This window comes from Bartonella bennetti, from assembly GCF_045945445.1.
Classification (GTDB): Bacteria; Pseudomonadota; Alphaproteobacteria; order Rhizobiales; family Rhizobiaceae; genus Bartonella.
Genome location: NZ_CP174576.1, coordinates 1,575,078 through 1,593,799, shown reverse-complemented (window position 1 = coordinate 1,593,799; position 18,722 = coordinate 1,575,078). Strand labels below are relative to the sequence as shown.

General features: G+C 36.2%; 19 protein-coding genes. 7 read left to right on the top strand and 12 right to left on the bottom strand.

Translation table 11 applies throughout. The features are described from left to right. Positions 1-261 precede the first annotated feature (261 nt). The 9 genes from ACJTDF_RS07100 to nth all read right to left on the bottom strand — a co-directional run bounded on the left by ACJTDF_RS07100 (position 262) and on the right by nth (position 9,075). Positions 262-1,167 carry a metal ABC transporter permease gene (locus ACJTDF_RS07100; RefSeq protein ID WP_407965566.1) on the bottom strand — a complete coding sequence of 302 codons (906 nt, stop codon included), beginning with the start codon at positions 1,165-1,167 and terminating at the stop codon, positions 262-264. After that, positions 1,164-2,030, bottom strand: coding sequence for a metal ABC transporter permease (locus tag ACJTDF_RS07095; RefSeq protein ID WP_407965565.1), 867 nt, complete (start codon positions 2,028-2,030; stop codon positions 1,164-1,166). The genes ACJTDF_RS07100 and ACJTDF_RS07095 overlap by 4 nt, the downstream gene beginning before the upstream one ends. Continuing rightward, the gene (locus ACJTDF_RS07090; RefSeq protein WP_407965564.1) at positions 2,027-2,857 is read right to left on the bottom strand and encodes a manganese/iron ABC transporter ATP-binding protein; all 831 of its coding nucleotides are present in this window, start codon (positions 2,855-2,857) and stop codon (positions 2,027-2,029) included. The genes ACJTDF_RS07095 and ACJTDF_RS07090 overlap by 4 nt, the downstream gene beginning before the upstream one ends. Next, on the bottom strand, positions 2,854-3,762 hold the full coding sequence (locus tag ACJTDF_RS07085; protein WP_407965563.1) for a metal ABC transporter substrate-binding protein: 909 nt from the start codon (positions 3,760-3,762) through the stop codon (positions 2,854-2,856). The genes ACJTDF_RS07090 and ACJTDF_RS07085 overlap by 4 nt, the downstream gene beginning before the upstream one ends. A gap of 165 nt (positions 3,763-3,927) precedes the next feature. Next, positions 3,928-6,342 (bottom strand): phenylalanine--tRNA ligase subunit beta, encoded by a 2,415-nt coding sequence (gene pheT / locus ACJTDF_RS07080; protein ID WP_407965562.1) that lies wholly within the window; start codon positions 6,340-6,342, stop codon positions 3,928-3,930. Positions 6,343-6,373: 31 nt separating this feature from the next. Continuing rightward, complete coding sequence (pheS, locus tag ACJTDF_RS07075; protein WP_407965561.1) at positions 6,374-7,465, bottom strand: phenylalanine--tRNA ligase subunit alpha; 1,092 nt, start codon at positions 7,463-7,465, stop codon at positions 6,374-6,376. A 91-nt stretch (positions 7,466-7,556) separates the two neighbouring features. Continuing rightward, on the bottom strand, positions 7,557-7,958 hold the full coding sequence (gene rplT / locus ACJTDF_RS07070) for a 50S ribosomal protein L20 (RefSeq protein ID WP_407965560.1): 402 nt from the start codon (positions 7,956-7,958) through the stop codon (positions 7,557-7,559). A gap of 30 nt (positions 7,959-7,988) precedes the next feature. Then, on the bottom strand, positions 7,989-8,192 hold the full coding sequence (rpmI, locus tag ACJTDF_RS07065) for a 50S ribosomal protein L35 (protein WP_035005477.1): 204 nt from the start codon (positions 8,190-8,192) through the stop codon (positions 7,989-7,991). 142 nt (positions 8,193-8,334) lie between these two features. Beyond that, the gene (gene nth / locus ACJTDF_RS07060; protein ID WP_407965559.1) at positions 8,335-9,075 is read right to left on the bottom strand and encodes an endonuclease III; all 741 of its coding nucleotides are present in this window, start codon (positions 9,073-9,075) and stop codon (positions 8,335-8,337) included. A gap of 470 nt (positions 9,076-9,545) precedes the next feature. On the opposite strand from nth, the gene ACJTDF_RS07055 reads away from it, so the two are divergent. Further along, positions 9,546-9,797, top strand: a complete 252-nt coding sequence (locus tag ACJTDF_RS07055; protein WP_407965558.1) for a DUF1150 family protein — start codon at positions 9,546-9,548, stop codon at positions 9,795-9,797. Positions 9,798-9,988: 191 nt separating this feature from the next. On the opposite strand, the gene ACJTDF_RS07050 is transcribed toward ACJTDF_RS07055, so the two are convergent. Together ACJTDF_RS07050 and ACJTDF_RS07045 are read right to left on the bottom strand one after the other, a co-directional pair. Continuing rightward, the gene (locus ACJTDF_RS07050) at positions 9,989-10,579 is read right to left on the bottom strand and encodes a hypothetical protein (RefSeq protein WP_407965557.1); all 591 of its coding nucleotides are present in this window, start codon (positions 10,577-10,579) and stop codon (positions 9,989-9,991) included. A gap of 98 nt (positions 10,580-10,677) precedes the next feature. After that, positions 10,678-11,856 carry a DNA recombination protein RmuC gene (locus tag ACJTDF_RS07045; protein WP_407965556.1) on the bottom strand — a complete coding sequence of 393 codons (1,179 nt, stop codon included), beginning with the start codon at positions 11,854-11,856 and terminating at the stop codon, positions 10,678-10,680. A 100-nt stretch (positions 11,857-11,956) separates the two neighbouring features. Here ACJTDF_RS07045 and def point away from each other — a divergent pair, with 100 nt between their 5' ends. From def to lepA, 4 genes are all read left to right on the top strand, one after another. Continuing rightward, complete coding sequence (gene def, locus ACJTDF_RS07040) at positions 11,957-12,472, top strand: peptide deformylase (protein ID WP_407965555.1); 516 nt, start codon at positions 11,957-11,959, stop codon at positions 12,470-12,472. A gap of 14 nt (positions 12,473-12,486) precedes the next feature. Next, positions 12,487-13,416 (top strand): methionyl-tRNA formyltransferase, encoded by a 930-nt coding sequence (fmt, locus tag ACJTDF_RS07035; protein WP_407965554.1) that lies wholly within the window; start codon positions 12,487-12,489, stop codon positions 13,414-13,416. 1 nt (position 13,417) lies between these two features. Next, positions 13,418-14,161, top strand: a complete 744-nt coding sequence (gene truA, locus ACJTDF_RS07030; protein ID WP_407965553.1) for a tRNA pseudouridine(38-40) synthase TruA — start codon at positions 13,418-13,420, stop codon at positions 14,159-14,161. A gap of 263 nt (positions 14,162-14,424) precedes the next feature. Next, positions 14,425-16,230, top strand: a complete 1,806-nt coding sequence (gene lepA / locus ACJTDF_RS07025) for a translation elongation factor 4 (protein ID WP_407965552.1) — start codon at positions 14,425-14,427, stop codon at positions 16,228-16,230. A 58-nt stretch (positions 16,231-16,288) separates the two neighbouring features. On the opposite strand, the gene dapD is transcribed toward lepA, so the two are convergent. After that, positions 16,289-17,137: a 2,3,4,5-tetrahydropyridine-2,6-dicarboxylate N-succinyltransferase gene (gene dapD, locus ACJTDF_RS07020; RefSeq protein ID WP_407965551.1), complete on the bottom strand. Its 849-nt coding sequence runs from the start codon at positions 17,135-17,137 to the stop codon at positions 16,289-16,291. Positions 17,138-18,093: 956 nt separating this feature from the next. Between dapD and ACJTDF_RS07015 the strand changes: the two genes are divergently transcribed. Continuing rightward, on the top strand, positions 18,094-18,411 hold the full coding sequence (locus ACJTDF_RS07015) for a TrbC/VirB2 family protein (protein WP_407965012.1): 318 nt from the start codon (positions 18,094-18,096) through the stop codon (positions 18,409-18,411). Next, positions 18,412-18,720 carry a type IV secretion system protein VirB3 gene (locus tag ACJTDF_RS07010; protein ID WP_078680347.1) on the top strand — a complete coding sequence of 103 codons (309 nt, stop codon included), beginning with the start codon at positions 18,412-18,414 and terminating at the stop codon, positions 18,718-18,720. It abuts the gene before it with no gap. Positions 18,721-18,722: the final 2 nt, after the last annotated feature.

Below are 18,722 nucleotides of genomic sequence, written 5' to 3'. Positions count from 1 at the left end.
AAAAAAAGAACAATCTATACAATATGATGACAATTTTAAAGTTTTCAAACAATAAAAATTAATTCGTTTAGAGAATTCCAAAATAAAAGGCTGCATGATAAATCAATGCAGCCTTATAATTACGAATGCAGTGTTGGGAGGAGGAATACTGCACTCATTCACTAGACATTAGGAGGAAAATGATCTAGCTTCTCCTTACTTAATGAAAACACACACTAGAAACAATATACAAAAATGCATAGCTGCTATGCGTGAGCTCCATTAAATTTCTTGAACTGTACTCTCACGAAAGGAAGTTGATATAAAAATAACAATAAAAATGAGTGTTAAAATTAATACAATTGTAGCCGCAGAATCAGAACCAATAAATAAGCTGAGATAAATTCCAAAAAAACTCGAACATACTGCAATAAATACAGCAATTAACAGCATAGAAAAAAAATGCTTAGTAATAAGATAAGCAATAGCGCCTGGTGCAATTAACAAAGAAATAACTAAGATAATTCCAACTGCCTGCAAAGCAGAAACAATTGTCAGAGAAATCATTGTTAAAAAAGTATAATGGAGCACCGATATTTGTAATCCTATTGCACGTCCTTGAATTGAATCAAAAATGTACAACATAAAATCACGCCATTTTATGCCCAAAATTGTTGTAACAATAACAGAAATTATTGTTGTTTGCGTAATATCAAGCCAATTAACACCTAAAAGATTACCAAATAAAATATGATTTAAATCCAAATCACTATATATTGCTGTTGCTAAAACAAGCCCTAAACCAAACATAGATGAAAAAACAATACCCATAACAGTATCCTGTTTAACGCGACTGTTGTTCCCTAAGAAACCCGTTACAATAGCACAAATCATACCTGCTAAAAAAGCACCACAAGTAATCAAAGTCATTGTGACATTAGCAGGACGTACATCATGAAACCAAAGAAACGGCATAGAAGACAAAAATGTCATCACCCATGGGGTCGCCATATATCCAACAACTACCCCAGGAAAAACTGCATGAGAAATTGCATCTCCTAAAAGGGCCCATCCCTTTAAAATAAGAAAACAAGAAAGCAAAGCCATTGGAACAGTCAAAATAATGGTAATGATCATACCTTTAATCATAAAAGAGAACTGAAAAGGAAGCAGCAATTGATCAATCATATATCATCACCCCACCTTTTTGCCGCTCTCACACGTAAGCGTGTAGCGATGTAACCGTATTTAGGGGCAAAAATAAAGGCGACTATAAATAAAAATGTTTGAAAAAGCACAACAACACCACCGGTTTGTGCATTCAAAAAATAACTCATATAAACACCCAAGATACTTGTAAGGGTTCCAATCATAACTGCAATAATTAAAAGATTTACAAAACGATCACTTAAAAGATAAGCTGTTGCTCCTGGTGTAATCACAAGACAAATCACTAAAAAAGCTCCTACTGTCTGCATAGCTGCAACAGTACAAGCAGCAAGAAGTGTAAAAAAGAGAATTTTTAATAGCGTAACATTTAATCCAATAGCGCGCGCATAACTCTCATCAAATAAAAAAACCAATAAATCTTTCCATTTCATACACAATATAAAAAGGGAAACAAAACCAATACAAGCTAACTGCATAATATCTGATGAATTAACTGCTAAAATATTTCCCAGAACAATCGTATCAATATTAACAGACATTGGCCTCAGCGATTTCAGAAATAAGCCAAAGGCAAAAAAGGAAGAAAAAATTAAACCAATGATTGTATCTTCTTTTAGCTTTGTTCTATAATTTAAAAACAACATTGCTGCAGCAGCAAGCCCGCCAGAAAAAAACGCTCCAAATGAGAAAGGTAATCCCAAAAGATAAGCACCAGCAACTCCAGGCACAATCGAATGGGAAAGCGCATCACCAATCAATGACCAACCTTTTAACATTAAAAAAGCAGAGAGAAAGGCACAAACACAGCCAATTAACCCTGAAACCCACATTGCATTAATCATATATTGGTAGGTAAAAGGCTCAAGCAACCAAGCAATCATAAAATATGCTCCAGTTTTTGGTTGCAATCATGAAATAAAGTCTCATCATCATCTATGCAAACATCATTTTGTTTTGCATATTGAGAACCAACATAATGATGACGTAGAGAACCACCAAAAATTTGTTCAAGATTTTTTTGTGTAAACACCACTTCTGTTAATCCAGAAGCAACAACCGTTCCCTTGATTAAAATCGTACGATCACAAAATTCAGCAACGGAATTTAAATTGTGAGTAGAGACTAATATGACAGCGCCTTCTTTACGCAGATCTTGCAACAAAGCGATAATTTTATCCTCTGTCTTGACATCAACTCCTGTAAAGGGCTCGTCTAGTAAAATAACTTTTGCTTTCTGTGCAAGAGCACGTGCCAAAAAAACGCGTTTTTTTTGTCCACCAGACAGTTCACCAATCTGACGTTTAGCAAACGGCAACATATCGACGCGCTCTAACGCAGCACGAACAGCTTCATGATCTTGTGCTCGGGCATAACGAAAAAAATTCATATGGCCATACCGTCCCATCAAAACAACATCCTCAACAAGAACAGGAAAATTCCAATCAATATCCTCATTTTGGGGAACATATGCAATAAGGTTTTGTTTTAAAGCCTTTTTAACTGATAAACCCAAAATGCAAATTTTACCCTTTGAAGTTTTTACAAATCCCATAATAGCTTTAAATAATGTAGACTTTCCTGATCCGTTAATCCCAATCAATGCGGAAATGGAACCTACAGGACTTTCAAAACTCGCTTCTCGCAAAGCCGTATGACCGTTACAATAAGTCACAGTTACATCTTGGGCAGAGATTCCACACCCAATCATTGGCCCCTTACCTCATCTGACAAAGCTTTAGTAATACGGGCACTTGTAATACGTAATAAATCAATATAAGTAGGAACCTCACCATCTTTATCACTTAGTGAATCTACATAAAGCACACCCCCATATTTAGCACCTGTTTCCTTTGCCACCTGCTTAGCAGGTGCAGCAGAAACAGTACTTTCAGAAAAAACAACTGGAATATTATATTTCCGAACCATATCGATGATATGCTTAATCTGCTGTGGTGTCCCTTGCTGGTCAGCATTAATAGGCCACAAATAAAGCTCTTTCAAACCGAAATCACGAGCTAAATAACTAAATGCACCTTCACTTGTTACAAGCCAGCGTTTATCTTCTGGTATTGCTTGCAACTCAGTTTTAATTGGATCAATGCTCAAACGAATCTTTTGTTTATAAACTTCAGCATTTTTATTATAAATAGCCGCATTTTCAGGATCATATTTTACAAAAGCATCACGAATATTATCAACATAAATCAAGGCCGAGATTGGCGACATCCACGCATGAGGATTCGGTTTACCACTAAAAGGCCCCTCTCCAATTTTAATAGTCACAATACCTTCTGAAACGATTGCACTTGGAACATCTTTGAGATTTTGAAAAAATTTTTCAAACCAAAGCTCTAACCCCAAACCATTCCATAAGATAAGATTAGCTCCTTGAGCACGCATAAGATCGCGTGGTGTAGGCTGATATTCATGAATTTCAGCACCTGGTTTGGTAATTGATTCAACATCGGCAACATCACCAGCGACATTACGAGCCATATCAGCAATGATAGTGAAAGTTGTGACAGCTTTAAATTTACCAGCACTCAAAACTGTACCGGGAATGAAAAGAATTATACCCAAAAAACACGTGATAAAAAACGCTCTCAGTTGCATTGACTTTCTCTCTATTGCTAATGATTTGCATTATCATATACAAATAACAGTTAATTCCTAACTTTGCAATAATTTTAAAATAACGACTTTTCTAGTTATCTTTAAGAAAGGAAATATTGAAATATTTTTCATATCCAAAAAAACAAAACTAGCTTTATATAATAATTAATAACGCAAATACGCACCGGTTTTTTTAGTGACATTCTCAATTATTTTTAAAGATAGTTTTTCAAGATCCTCATCAGTCAAAGTTCGTTCAATAGGCTGAATAGCAACTTCAATTGCAACAGATTTCTTATTTTGTCCAAGACTTGGATCTTCAAAAAGATCAAAAACCTGTACTGAATAAATAAATTTTTTATCCACTCCACTCGCAGCACGAACAATAAGAGAAGATGCGACTTCTTTATCAACAACAAATGCGAAATCACGTCGCACCATTTGAAAAGGTGACAAATTTAAAGGAGGGCGGATCTTAGTGGCTTTTTTTTTGGATTCTGGAATGCGATCAAGGAAAATTTCAAAACCGCATATAGGGCCACTTACACCTAACTTTTCCAGAGTACTAGGATGAAAAATACCAAAAAAGCCAAGAATAACCTTCGGTCCAAGTTTAATAACACCTGAACAACCAGGATGATACCAATTAGGTGCTCCAACTTCAATTTGCACTTTACTGCTATCCACACCACATGCTTCTAAAACAGCGAATGCATCCGCTTTAGCATCAAAAACATCCACTGCCTTTACATTTCCAGACCAAAAGCGTCCAGCTCCTTCAAATTTTTCCGTACCACAACGAATACCACTAGCAACATTCTGTTGCTTATCAGGTATGTCACCTTGATAAATATTGGAAACTTCAAACAAAGCAAAATCTAAAAAACCACGATCAATATTTCGCTGTGCAGCAACAAGCAAACCAGGCAAAAGAGAAGGACGCATTACCGACATATCAGAAGCAATAGGATTCACTAATTTAAGCTGTTCCTGACCACCCCCAAAAGCTAATGCTTGATTTTCAGAAATAAATGACCAAGTTACAGCTTCCATCATACCTCGATACGCTAAAATCCTACGAGCAGCGTATGAACAAATCTGCAAAAATGTAAACGTTTTCTGCTTAATCTCAGCAAAATTTTCCAACGGTATAGGCTGAATCTTATCTAATCCATAAATCCGCATAATTTCTTCTACTAAATCAGCCTTACCAACAATATCAGGACGCCAGGTTGGTACTTCAACTGTAACCACATTCCCTTTTCCTTCAATGACAAACCCAAGCTGTATCAAAAAACTAAAAGCTTTCTCTGGTTCTATCTCCAAATTGGTTAAACGTTTAATTTCCGAAAATGGAAAAACGATCTCTTTGATTTCTGGCTTTTTATATCCTATGACTTGTGTCGTTGATGCTTCCCCACCACAAAGACGCAAAACTAATTCTATGGCAATCTCAAGACCCGATTCCATAAAAGCCGGATCAACACCCCGCTCAAACCGATAACGTGCATCACTAATAAGTCCCAATGAACGCCCAGTTTGCGCAATATTCTTTGAATTCCAAAGCGCTGATTCAATAATAACACGACGTGTCTTTTCGTCACAGCTGGTTCTTTCTCCACCCATAATACCAGCAATAGCAATAACACCCTCTTCATCTGCAATAACACAATTTTCAGGACCTAAACTGTAAACTTTACCATTTAATGCTTGAAATTGTTCACCCTCACGACCACGACGTACGGCCAATGTCCCTTTCAGCTTATCCGCATCAAAAGCATGAAGGGGACGACCAAGATCAAAACTAATATAATTTGTTACATCAACCAGCACATTTATTGATCGCAAACCAATAGCATTCAAACGCTGTTGCATCCATTGTGGCGACGTACCATTTTGTACATTGCGAACTTCACACCAAGAAAAACCTAGGCATAATGATAAGTCCTGCGGATAATCTAAAGAAACTTGAACTAACGTTTCAAAAGAAGAAGATAATTGTGGTAAAGATAATTTTTTTAATTTTCCAATTCCAGTTGCAGCTAAATCACGCGCAATTCCTCTAACACCTGTACAATCAGAACGATTAGGCGTTAAACCAATATCAATCACTGGATCATCTAATCCTGCATAAGTTATAAATGACATTCCAATGGGTGCATCTTTTGAAAGTTCAATAATCCCAAAATCCTCATTGGATAAGCCAAGCTCTGCTTGTGAGCACATCATACCAAAACTTTCCACACCACGAATTTTTCCTACAGACAACGTCACATCAAGCCCAGGAACATAAGTACCTGGCAACGCAAGAACACTAACAAGTCCAGGACGTGCATTTGATGCACCACATACAACTTGAATATGCGGACCAGATCCTATATCTACTGACAAAACCTGTAATTTATCCGCATCAGGATGTTTAATAGCGGTTAAAATTTTTGCAATTACAAAACCAGTTAAACAAGAACGGTCTTCAACATGATCAACCTCAAGGCCAATAGCTGTCAGTTTATCACAAATTTCATCCAAAGACGCATTTGTTTCTAAGTGATCCTTTAACCAGGACAACGTAAATTTCATTTTCAAACCTCACATGACAACTGTTATAAGATCACACATTGTTCAAACCAGAAAATAAAAGAGAGATGTCAAAACAGCGAAAACCGTAATGATTTAACCAACGAACATCAGCATCAAAAAAAGCTCGCAAATCAGGCATACCATATTTTAACATAGCAATACGATCAATGCCCATTCCCCATGCAAAACCTTGATATTCATCAGGATCAAAACCAACATTCTTCAAAACATGAGGATGTACCATTCCACATCCTAAAATTTCTAACCAATCACGACCTTCACCAAATTTTACTTCCAAACCAGAACGATCACATTGAATATCCACTTCCATAGAAGGCTCAGTAAAAGGAAAGAAAGAAGGACGAAAACGCATCTTTACCGAAGGTACTTCAAAAAAAGATTTACAAAAAGTTTCATGAAGCCACATCATATGTGCAATATTAGAAACTTTATCAATCACTAATCCTTCCACCTGATGAAACATTGGTGAATGAGTTGCATCAGAATCCATACGATAAGTTTTTCCAGGAATAATGATACGTATCGGAGCTTGTTTCTTTTCCATCACACGAATTTGCACCGGTGATGTATGTGTGCGTAACAGTTTTCGATTTCCCATTTCATCAACATCAAAAAAGAAAGTATCATGCATTTCACGCGCTGGATGACCTTCAGGAAAATTTAACGCAGTAAAATTATAATAATCCGTTTCAATATCTGGCCCTTCTGCAATAGAAAAACCCATATCCATATAAATAGCTACGATTTCATCAATCACCTGCGAGATAGGATGAATACGTCCCCGCTCTATGGGTGATGAACGAACAGGTAAAGTTACATCAACGGTTTCGTTAGACAGGCGTATAGTCATTTCTTGATGCTTGAGAACATCACGCCTTTGCATCCATAACTCTAAAACGCGTTTTTTTAACGCGTTAAGTACTGGACCTACTTTACGCCGCTCATCAGCACTCATCTTGCCTAATGCTTTTAATTTTTCAGAAATACTTCCCTTCTTTCCTAATGCCCCAATACGCACTGCCTCAAGTGCTTGTTCATCATTCGCTGTTTTCAAAGCAAAACAAATTTCTTGTTCCAAATGCTTAATATCGTTATTGTTCATAATTTCTGCCTATTTTTTCAACAAAAAAACCGCACCAGTAATAACCAGCGCGGAACCCCGAATAATGAATGCCTAAAGAGAACGCAGCTGGCTACTTGACAGCGCTTTCAAAAGCATTGGGTGTTGTATCTTTCAAATATTCTAACGCTTTCTTTGCAGAATCCACTAAAGCAGTAAATACTACTGGATCATAAATAGCTATATCAGAGAGAATCTTACGATCTATCTCAATACCAGCCTTTGATAGGCCATCAATAAAACGCCCATAAGTCAAGCCCTCTATACGAACAGCAGCATTAATTCTTTGAATCCACAAAGCACGAAAAGTACGCTTTCTGTTTTTACGATCACGATAAGCATATTGCTTCGAACGATCAACCGCTGCTTTAGCTGCACGAATAGTATTTTTACGACGACCATAAAAACCTTCAGCCTGTTTGAGAACTTTCTTGTGCTTAGCATGAGCTATAACACCTCTTTTTACACGTGCCATGAATAATCTCCTACAAAATCAAAGCAAAGCTCAAAGGCCATTTGGTAAATAACACTGAATAACTTTTTTAGCATCTGGTTCAGCCAACACCATCATTCCACGTGCATCACGAATAAACTTATTAGAACGTTTAATCATACCATGCCGTTTACCTGCAGCAGCGGCTTTAACTTTACCTGTTGCAGTGACTTTAAATCGCTTTTTAGCAGATGATTTTGTCTTCATTTTGGGCATTTCGTTACTCCATACGTTATACGTTTAAATTCGATCAAGCTGACCAAAGCTCGAGTAAACATTTGAACAGCCACGGCATGCCCTGCCGGGCAGTTCTCATTACATTTTCATAAGCCAGTATACATAAAATAGCAAGTCCGTGTTAAAAAAAAACTGGAGCCCCATTGTCTTTAACTTCAACTAAGGGCGCTGGAATCGCATTCGTTTTAATTGTTGCTTTGCAAAGATCTGCAATGATACACTGTACGCATTCTACTTTACGCGCTTTACAAATATAACGTCCATGTAAAATGAGCCAATGATGTGCATACTGTAGATAACAATCTGGAATAATTTTTACTAATTTTTCTTCGACTTCTTCCGGTGTTTTTCCTGATGCGAAACCAAGACGATTTCCAAGACGAAAAATATGTGTATCCACCGCCATAGTAGGCTGTCCAAAAGCAATGTTCAAAATAACATTAGCAGTTTTACGTCCTACACCAGGGAGCGTCATAAGTTCTTCACGACTATCAGGAACTTGTCCACCATATTGATCAATCAAACGACAACAAAGTGCATAAACATTATGCGCTTTTGCACGCCAAAGACCAATCGCACGGATATGATGTGCAATTCCTTCTTTTCCTAATATAATCATTTTTTCTGGTTGATCAGCAAGGCGAAACAATTTTTTTGTAACTTTGTTAACGCTAGCATCCGTAGTTTGGGCAGAAAGAACAACCGCAACCAAAAGAGTGAAAACATTGGTATAATTAAGATCACTCTTAGGTATAGGACGCTGAATGGAAAAACGACGAAATATTTCTGCAATTTCATCCACTCCATAAATTATCTTGGTATCTTTGTACACCTTTAATGATTTAATAACTTTTTCAGTCATTATACTCTGTTAGATCTTCTTTTTCGAAGTTTTTGTTTAATTTCGCTAAATGGCTGCTTTGTAAAATTACCAAAATGATATATATTATATATCATATTTCTTTCTTTTTAAATTTGAGATAATCAAAAAAACATTACAATATATCCGTAAAGTTGGTTATTTTCATTAAAGTAGTTAAAAATTGTATACATCTCTTGTGTCTGTTATTAAATTTAAGATCAGTGATCTCAATTAAAGGCAATCAGCTGATCGTTCAGTGAAACACGAAAAGAATTAAAAATATCAGTATTTATGTTATAGTATGGTCTCTAGTCCAATTTCAATATATCTTCTTTTCGCTAAGAATAATCCATGTAACAAATGCTGAGTTGAAAAATTGTCTTTTATCTATTAATCTTTAACAATCGCAATTAAAACCAGCACCAATAGTAATCAAAGTAATAGAAGGTAACGCATAAAGGATCAATACCATGAAAGAGCGTAAACAAATCTTATCGTTACAAAATACGATCTTTCCTGATGCGCGACAAATTGCCTATTTAAAAGAAGTTTGTACAGATGATCTAGCCAAAAATTTTCCAGATCTTCCCCCCATGATCCCAGGTATTACAATATGGGCTCTCTTCGGAGAAACAGGTCACCCAATTATTTTATCTGATGAACGTTCTATAGCCCTTGCAGGTGCTAATGAGCATGAACTACAAATTGTGACACTTCAATAGGCCAGTCAAAAATCCTGAATAATTCCTAAAAAACAGGACGAAATTTGGTAAAATTGTGCTATATATTTTATATAAGCAAACACAGCAAAAAATATTATTTTAAAACTTAGAAATAGGGATTAAAAGCAATTTACATCCACACTCTCAGCAATCACTATAATAATTTTGATAAAAAGGACCTCATAGCGCTTTTAGCGCCGCCCGCATGCTTTTAATTGCTGATTATAAAGTCTAGACAATGCTTCCACGTATTGTGCTTTTTTTGCAATATCAGCAGACGAAGGACCTTGGTGACGTGAATAAGCACCATGTCCCATATGGTAATTTAAATAGAGATTATATGCATCATTTGGGCTAATACTATTACGTCGAACACTTTGGCGATGATACCAAGCAATAAAATCTGCTGTATCCGTAAAATTGGTACGCCGCGCAAAAATTTTTCCTGTAGAACGAACATAATGATCCCATGTACTATTAATTGCTTGAGAATAACCATACCCCGTAGAACGACGCTTCCATGGAATAAAACCGAAAAGTTTTGTACGTGGAGGACGTGCATTATGACGAAAACCTGATTCTACACGAATAGTTGCAAGAATAATAGGCATAGGAATTCCGTGAAGTAACTCCGCATTTTTAGCAGCCTTTCTCCAATTATTAAAAAAACTCTCTTTTTCAGCTAAAATAGCACAAGCGTTATTAATATGTGCAGGAGGTTTTGTAGAACAACTTCCTAATAGGAATACACACCCGCCTAACAAAAAAAAGCGCCATATCACTTGTTCTGCCTAACTATAAAAATTAAATGGGACATTATTAAAAGCTTTAATTAATTTATAAATAAAAAAAATCAATATGGTATTTTGATACTTTTCTTTTACTCCTTATCATCTAAGGGCGGGGTTTGTGGCTGAGTATGTATTGCTGTTGGCTCCGATATAGAATTGTTTTCTTTTAATTCAAAAGCTTCAATGCGATTAGCTCTCTTCATAATTTTAGAAGATGATGTCAAAATTGCTTCGATATCTTCACTCGCTTTATAAAAATGTTTCTGTAAAGCGCGAACACGTATATCCATTCGTCCAAAATCTTCCATTAATCTTAATACTTCTGATTGGATTAAATGCGCTTGTTCACGCATCCTTGCATCTTTCATAATAGTTTGCACAACTTGAACAGATAACATTAATAAAGAAGGTGATACAATAATCACATGCGCTCGATTAGCTTTTTGCACTAATGACTCAAATTCCTCATAGATTGTGGCAAAGATAGATTCTGATGGCACAAAAAGAAAAGCTGTATCATGTGTTTCTCCAGGAATTAAATATTTTTTCGTAATATCGCGAATATGAACATCCATATCATGATGAAATTGGCGTTCAGCTTCCTGACGTTCTCTAGATGATGATGCCTCACGCATTGCATGCCAAGCCTCTAAAGGAAATTTAGCATCAATAACAAGAGAGGGTGCCTTATTAGGCATATAAATAAGACAATCTGGTCGTTTTCCATTTGAAAGAACGGCTTGAAAAACGTAAGCATTAGATGGTAAAGCATCAGAAATAATTGCTTCCATCCGTCCCTGTCCAAAAATACCTCGTGTTTGCTTATTGTTTAAAATAGCTTGTAATTGAACAACCTGCCCAGTAAGCGATTGAATATTATTTTGTGCGGCATCTATCACTGCCAAACGTTCTTGTAAACGAGTCAAGTTTTCATAAGTAGACTTAGTCTGCACCTGAAGAGTTTGTCCTAAATTGGTTCTCATCCCATTAAGTTGTTCACAAATAGATTGATTCAATTCAAACTGCCTTTGACCAAAAATTTCTGCCATTGTTTGCATACGTCCTTGCATTTCAACTTGTGTTTGCAACAATGTAGCCATCTGCATTTGTGCCTCGCGAGCACGTTCAACTACTTCACGTTCCAAAATGGCTCTTTTCCGGTTATTATGTATAATGATTAAAAGCACTACACAAACTAGAACAAAGAAAACCACTAGTTGACTATAGTGCCTACCAAAGGGCATTATTAAAAAAAGCGAATCAAACATAAGAATAATATAATGTTTTTATCGCAAAAAAATACATGCACTTATTCAGTTTCAATACTTGCCTTTATAAATTAAGCATCGATTTACACAACTATTTATTATGTCAATAAAGCCTTTAGTTATTTTACCTGATCCTATTTTACGTGAAGTTTCAAAACCAATTGAGCATATTGATCCAATTATTCAAAAATTAGCTGATGATATGCTAGAAACTATGTATAATGCTCAAGGTATTGGACTTGCAGCTGTTCAAGTTGGTATACCATTGCGGATGTTAGTTGTAGATATCTCCCCCAAAGATGCTCCTAAAAATCCGCTTGTTGTTATTAATCCAGAAATTTTATGGATATCAGATGAACGTAGCGTTTATCAAGAAGGTTGCCTTTCTATTCCTGAATATTTTGCAGAAGTTGAACGTCCCAAATGCCTCCGTATTTGCTATAAAAATCGTGAAGGAAAACAAGAAGAAATTGAAGCAAATGATCTTTTAGCTACTTGCTTGCAACATGAAATTGATCACTTGAATGGTTATCTTTTTATTGACCACATTTCAAAAACCAAACGTGATATGGTAATACGAAAATTCAAAAAACGTGCAAAAAAGCAAAGTATATAGAAAGCAGCTTCATAATGGCATTACGATTAGGTTTTATGGGAACACCGAATTTTTCTGTACCCATCTTGCACGCTTTATTAGAAGCCGGTCATGATATTGTAGCAGTTTATACCCAACCTCCTCGTCCAGCAGGACGGCGTGGTCTCAAATTGTCGCCTTCTCCTGTTCAAATTGCAGCACAAGATAAATCGATTCCTGTTTTTACTCCTCAAACTCTCAAAACAGCTGAAGAGCAAATCCAATTTGCGGAACTTTCTGTTGATGTTGCTGTTGTTGTTGCTTATGGATTATTATTGCCTAAACCCATTCTTGAATCACCACGCTTTGGTTGTTTTAATGTTCATGCCTCATTGTTACCACGCTGGCGTGGAGCTGCACCTATTCAACGTGCAATTATGGCTGACGACCAAGAAACAGGAATAGTGATTATGAAAATGGATGAAGGGTTAGACACAGGACCTATTGTCTTATCACATTCAGTTGCTATCACTGATAACATGACAGCTTATGAACTTTCAGAAAAACTATCACATATAGGAGCAAAACTTATCGTAGAAACTTTATCAGCTCTCGAAAAAGATCAACTGACACTTATTCCACAATCGTCAAAAGGAGTGACCTATGCTGTTAAAATCAGAAAAGAAGAAACTCAAATTGATTGGACGAAGTCTGCCAAATCGATTCATAAACACATCTGCGCTCTTTCTCCTACTCCTGGTTGTTGGTGCAACATGAATATCAATGGCAAACAAGAACGAGTGAAAATTCTTGGAAGTCGCTTAATAGAAAAGAGTTCCCTTGAAATTGGGCGCATCGAACCAGAGCAATTAATTGTTCATTGTGGACAAGGATGTATAGAAATAACTCATCTCCAAAGATCCGGTGGAAAACTTCTTGATCGCGCAACATTTTTGCGAGGAGCTAATATTTCTGCAGTTTTCTAATATGGCACGTTTTAAACTTACTCTTGAATATGATGGCTCTAATTATGCTGGCTGGCAACGTCAGAAGAATCTTCGTACAATACAAAGTTCCATTGAAAAAGCTATTTTTCACTTTAGCGGACAAAAACTAACCATCACTACAGCTGGAAGAACGGATGCTGGAGTCCATGCTATGGGACAAGTTGCTCATATTGATTTCGAGAAACATTGGAGTACGCATATTGTACGTGATGCACTCAATGCTCATTTGCAGAAACAAGGCGAAGATATTGTTGTTCTAAATGTTCAGAGTGTTCCTGATAACTTTGATGCACGATTTTGTGCCACTAAACGCCACTATCTTTTTAAAATTCTCAATCGCCGTTCACCACCAGCTCTCAATGCTAAGCGTGTTTGGTGGTTGCCAAAACCACTAGATGCTGATGCTATGCATAAAGCGGCTCAAAGACTTGTAGGACAGCATGATTTTACAACTTTCCGATCAGCTCATTGCCAAGCCAAAAGTCCTGTTCGTACCCTTGATCGCTTGGATATCCAAAGAGAAGGAGAAGAAATTTTCCTTTATGCACAAGCTCGTTCTTTTCTTCATCATCAAATCCGTTCATTTGCAGGAAGCCTGATGGAAGTCGGTATTGGACGCTGGACAGCTGAAGATCTAGAAGCAGCTCTTCATGCGAAAAATCGGGCCCGTTGTGGTGTAGTAGCACCCCCCTCAGGCCTTTATCTGATAAAAGTTGACTATTAGTTGCTCTGTTCAAATTGTTTTCACAAAATATTATTAACAGTCAAAAACTTCATAAAAAAAATTTAGAGATTGTTATCAATGAAGATCAGGTAACGAATTGAGAAACCATCACATTATAATAAAAAGAATAATAAAAAGAAAATTCACAATTTTAAAAACTAACATTTTTCTCCAGTAATATTTTTATTTATCTTTTTAAAAGGTTTTTGAAAGTCTGTAATTCGTCTTTGCGTTTTGTATTATTCTTTGCTAAATCGCCTTGTATGACAATAGATCGCAATTATATTCGTAATTTCTCCATTGTAGCTCATATCGACCACGGAAAATCGACTTTGGCTGATCGTTTAATCCAAATGACAGGTGGCCTTGAAACAAGGGAAATGAAAGAACAAGTACTTGATTCTATGGATATTGAACGTGAACGTGGAATCACTATTAAAGCTCAAACGGTACGTCTATGCTATAAAGCAAAAAATGGTGAAACTTATATCTTAAATCTTATTGATACACCTGGCCATGTTGATTTTGCTTACGAAGTATCGCGTTCATTAGCCGCTTGTGAAGGATCGCTCTTAGTGGTAGATGCGAGTCAAGGAGTAGAAGCACAAACATTAGCAAATGTTTACCAAGCTATTGATAGTTCTCATGAATTGGTTGTAGTGCTTAATAAAGTAGATCTTCCAGCTGCAGAGCCTGAGCGTGTGAAAGAGCAAATTGAAGATGTGATTGGTATTGATACGTCTAGGGCAGTGGAAATATCAGCGAAAACAGGTTTAGGAATTTCTGACGTTTTGGAAGAAATTATTACGCAATTACCACCTCCACATATTGGTAATGTTATAGATCCTTTAAAAGTAATGCTGGTTGACAGTTGGTACGATGCTTATCTTGGTGTTATCGTTCTGGTGAGAGTGATTGATGGTGTTTTAAAAAAAGGTCAAACCATTCGTATGATGGGGACAGGAGCAAAATATCCCGTTGAACGAGTTGGAGTGTTTACTCCAAAAATGGTCTCAGTTGATGAATTAGGCCCAGGAGAAATTGGCTTTATAACAGCTTCTATAAAAGAGGTTGCTGATACACGGGTAGGGGATACTATTACTGAAGATCGCCGGCCTTGTGAAGAAGTACTGCCTGGTTTTAAGCCTGCTCAACCAGTTGTTTTTTGCGGTATTTTTCCAGTTGATGCAGCCGATTTTGAAAATTTACGCACAGCTATGGGTAAATTACGTTTAAATGACGCAAGCTTTTCTTTTGAGATGGAAACATCAGCTGCTTTAGGTTTTGGCTTTCGTTGTGGCTTCTTAGGCCTTCTGCATCTTGAAATTATTCAAGAAAGGCTAGAACGCGAATTTAATTTAGATTTAATTGCAACTGCACCTTCTGTTATTTATCGCATGAATATGACTGACGGTTCTATTAAGGAATTACATAATCCAGCGGATATGCCTGATATTATTAAAGTTATTTCTATTGAAGAACCATGGATTCGGGCAACGATTATGACGCCTGATAATTATCTCGGAGCTATTTTAGAACTTTGTCAAGAACGGCGTGGGGTGCAAACGGGTTTATCTTATGTTGGTACACGGTCTATGGTAACTTATGATTTACCTTTGAATGAGGTGATTTTTGATTTTTATGATCGTTTGAAATCCATCTCAAAAGGATATGCTTCTTTTGATTATCAAGTAACTGATTATTCTGAAGGCGATTTGGTTAAAATGTCTATTTTGGTCAATGGAGAATCTATTGACGCATTATCGATGCTTGTGCACCGTAGCATAGCTGAAAAACGTGGGCGTTCTATGTGTGAAAAACTTAAAGATCTGATTCCTCAACATATGTTTCAGATCCCAATTCAAGCAGCAATTGGTGGGAAAATTATTGCTCGTGAAACAATTCGCGCTTTACGAAAAGACGTCACAGCGAAGTGTTATGGTGGTGATATTACCCGTAAACGTAAACTGCTTGAAAAGCAAAAAGCAGGTAAAAAACGGATGCGTCAATTTGGAAAAGTAGAAATTCCCCAATCAGCCTTTATTCAAGCACTTAAGATGAGTAAATAACTCTGTTTCTTTCTTTTTATTGATTTCATTACCAATGAATAATTTTTGAGAAATGCTTTTAATCACGCAATAAATTATTAATTGATGTTTTTTCTCGTGTTTTTTTATCAACGCGTTTAATGATAACGGCACAATAAAGATTGGGACCCATTTCGCCATTTGGCAGTAGTTTCCCGCAGTATGAACCTGGAACAACAACTGAGTAAGCAGGTACTTCACCGATAAAAACTTCACCTGTTGTACGATCAATAATTTTAGTGGACTTTCCAATAAAAACTCCCATGCCTAAAACAGCACCTTCACGTATAATACAACCCTCAACAATTTCAGAGCGTGCACCAATAAAACAATGATCTTCAATAATTGTCGGACCTTCTTGTAGTGGTTCTAAAACGCCTCCAATACCTACACCACCAGACAGATGGACATATTGACCAATTTGTGCGCATGAACCAACAGATGCCCATGTATCAACCATCGTCCCTTCTCCCACATAGGCACCAATATTAACAAAAGAAGGCATTAATATCACATGAGGAGCAATATAAGCGGAATGACGTACAATTGCTCCTGGAACTGAGCGAAAATTTGCTTCTTTAAAATCAACTTCTCGCCAACCAGAAAATTTTGAAGGTATTTTATCCCACCAATGTGATTCATTTGCACCACCAGAAATGATACACATAGAATGAAGTCGAAAAGACAAAAGAACAGCCTTTTTTAACCATTGATGAACATACCATTGACCATTATCTTGACGTTGAGCTACACGAATCTCACCTTTATCGAGAAGATTCAATATGTACTCAACACTCTCGCGAATTTCACCCTTTGTAGTAGAATTGATGGAATCTCGATTATTAAAAGCTTTTTCAATAATTTCTTTAAGCTGTATGAGATTAGTCATTACCAAAGACCCGTTTAAAAAATCAAAAGCACCAAGATTTATCCTTGATGATTTACGTTACGTGAAGAAATATGTGCAGTCAATAAAATGACTAAAAAAGAGTACAAGATAGCTCTCTAAGAGAAAATTATAAAAAATAAAAAACACTAAAAATTTCTACGTTTATGCTTACATTATTTTTCTAAGTCTCAATATCTTGTTTTTGCTACTCTAATCTGGAACGATGAAAATAGATCACCTTAGTTTTTGATAGACTTATATTTTTACACTGTAATCAATAATACCAAACATCCAGCCAATACCCACAACAGCAACATATACAGTTGCAATGAACTGCACTGTCATATCCATCAAATGGTAACAATAGTATTTAAAACAATATCTAGTTCATTACATAAGCCAATGCTTATCATTAATTTAAATGATCTGTATGCTAATTATGTTTCAAATTCATACAATTATATCTTGGCTCTTTTACATTTTAAATATCTCGAAAATACCTAAAGCGATTTTATCTTCATTGTGGACCTATATCTCATAATATAGAACAGACAATGTAGACAATAATAATCGGTTTAAATCGCATTCGCTCAATCCTGATTGTTTTTATACCCCATAAATTTTTTATACATCTCTGCTTTTCTCCTAATTTTCAAGAGAGAGTTTCAATAGTACTTGTTGTAAATTAAACACATTTTGCAAAGAAAAATATTATTTTTGTATTTTTAATATTGTCATTTTGATAAAATGAAACAACTTAAAATTGTCTATATTAAATGATAGTAAAAATATTTTATTTTTTAGATAGAAAATTTTGAGAATGAATAAAGTTTAATATTAAAATTTTTAACAGAACGAAGACAATCCATAGGAGTTAAGCTATGAATCTAAGACGGCAAAAATTCCTAACCTTTAGAGGAAACTATGTAATCAATCTTCTTTTGAAGAGAGGCCAAATGATAAACAATGTATCTAAGAATATTTACTATATCGCCTTTACACTCCTTTTAACCATGTTCGTTGTATTAAGTCCTGCTTATGCTAATGCTACTGCTGGCGGCATGGGGAATCTTGATACGGTTTTGCGGAATATTGTTACTATGATGACAGGTACAACAGCGAAGCTCATTGCGACCATATGTGTTGCAGCTGTGGGTATTGGTTGGATGTATGGTGTTATTGATTTACGCAAAGCGGCATATTGTGTTCTTGGTATTGGTATTGTTTTTGGTGCTTCGGCTCTTGTTAATTTATTAATGGGTGGTACATCATAAATGAACGAAGACACTCTTTTTCTTGCCTGTACACGACCAGCCATGTTTGCGGGTGTTACTGTAGAAGCAATGGCATTAAATGTCATAGCAACGTCTACTCTTTTTATCATTACAAGTAGCTTTTCAATGATCGGTCTTGGTGTTGGTTTGCACTTTATCTTACGTGAAATCACGAAACGCGACCATAACCAATTTCGTGTTCTATTTGCTTGGCTCAATACTCGAGGCAAACAAAAGAACCTGACGAGATGGGGGGGAGGATCTACATCTCCTTTACGTCTCATCCGTACTTACAAGGAGCTACAATAAAG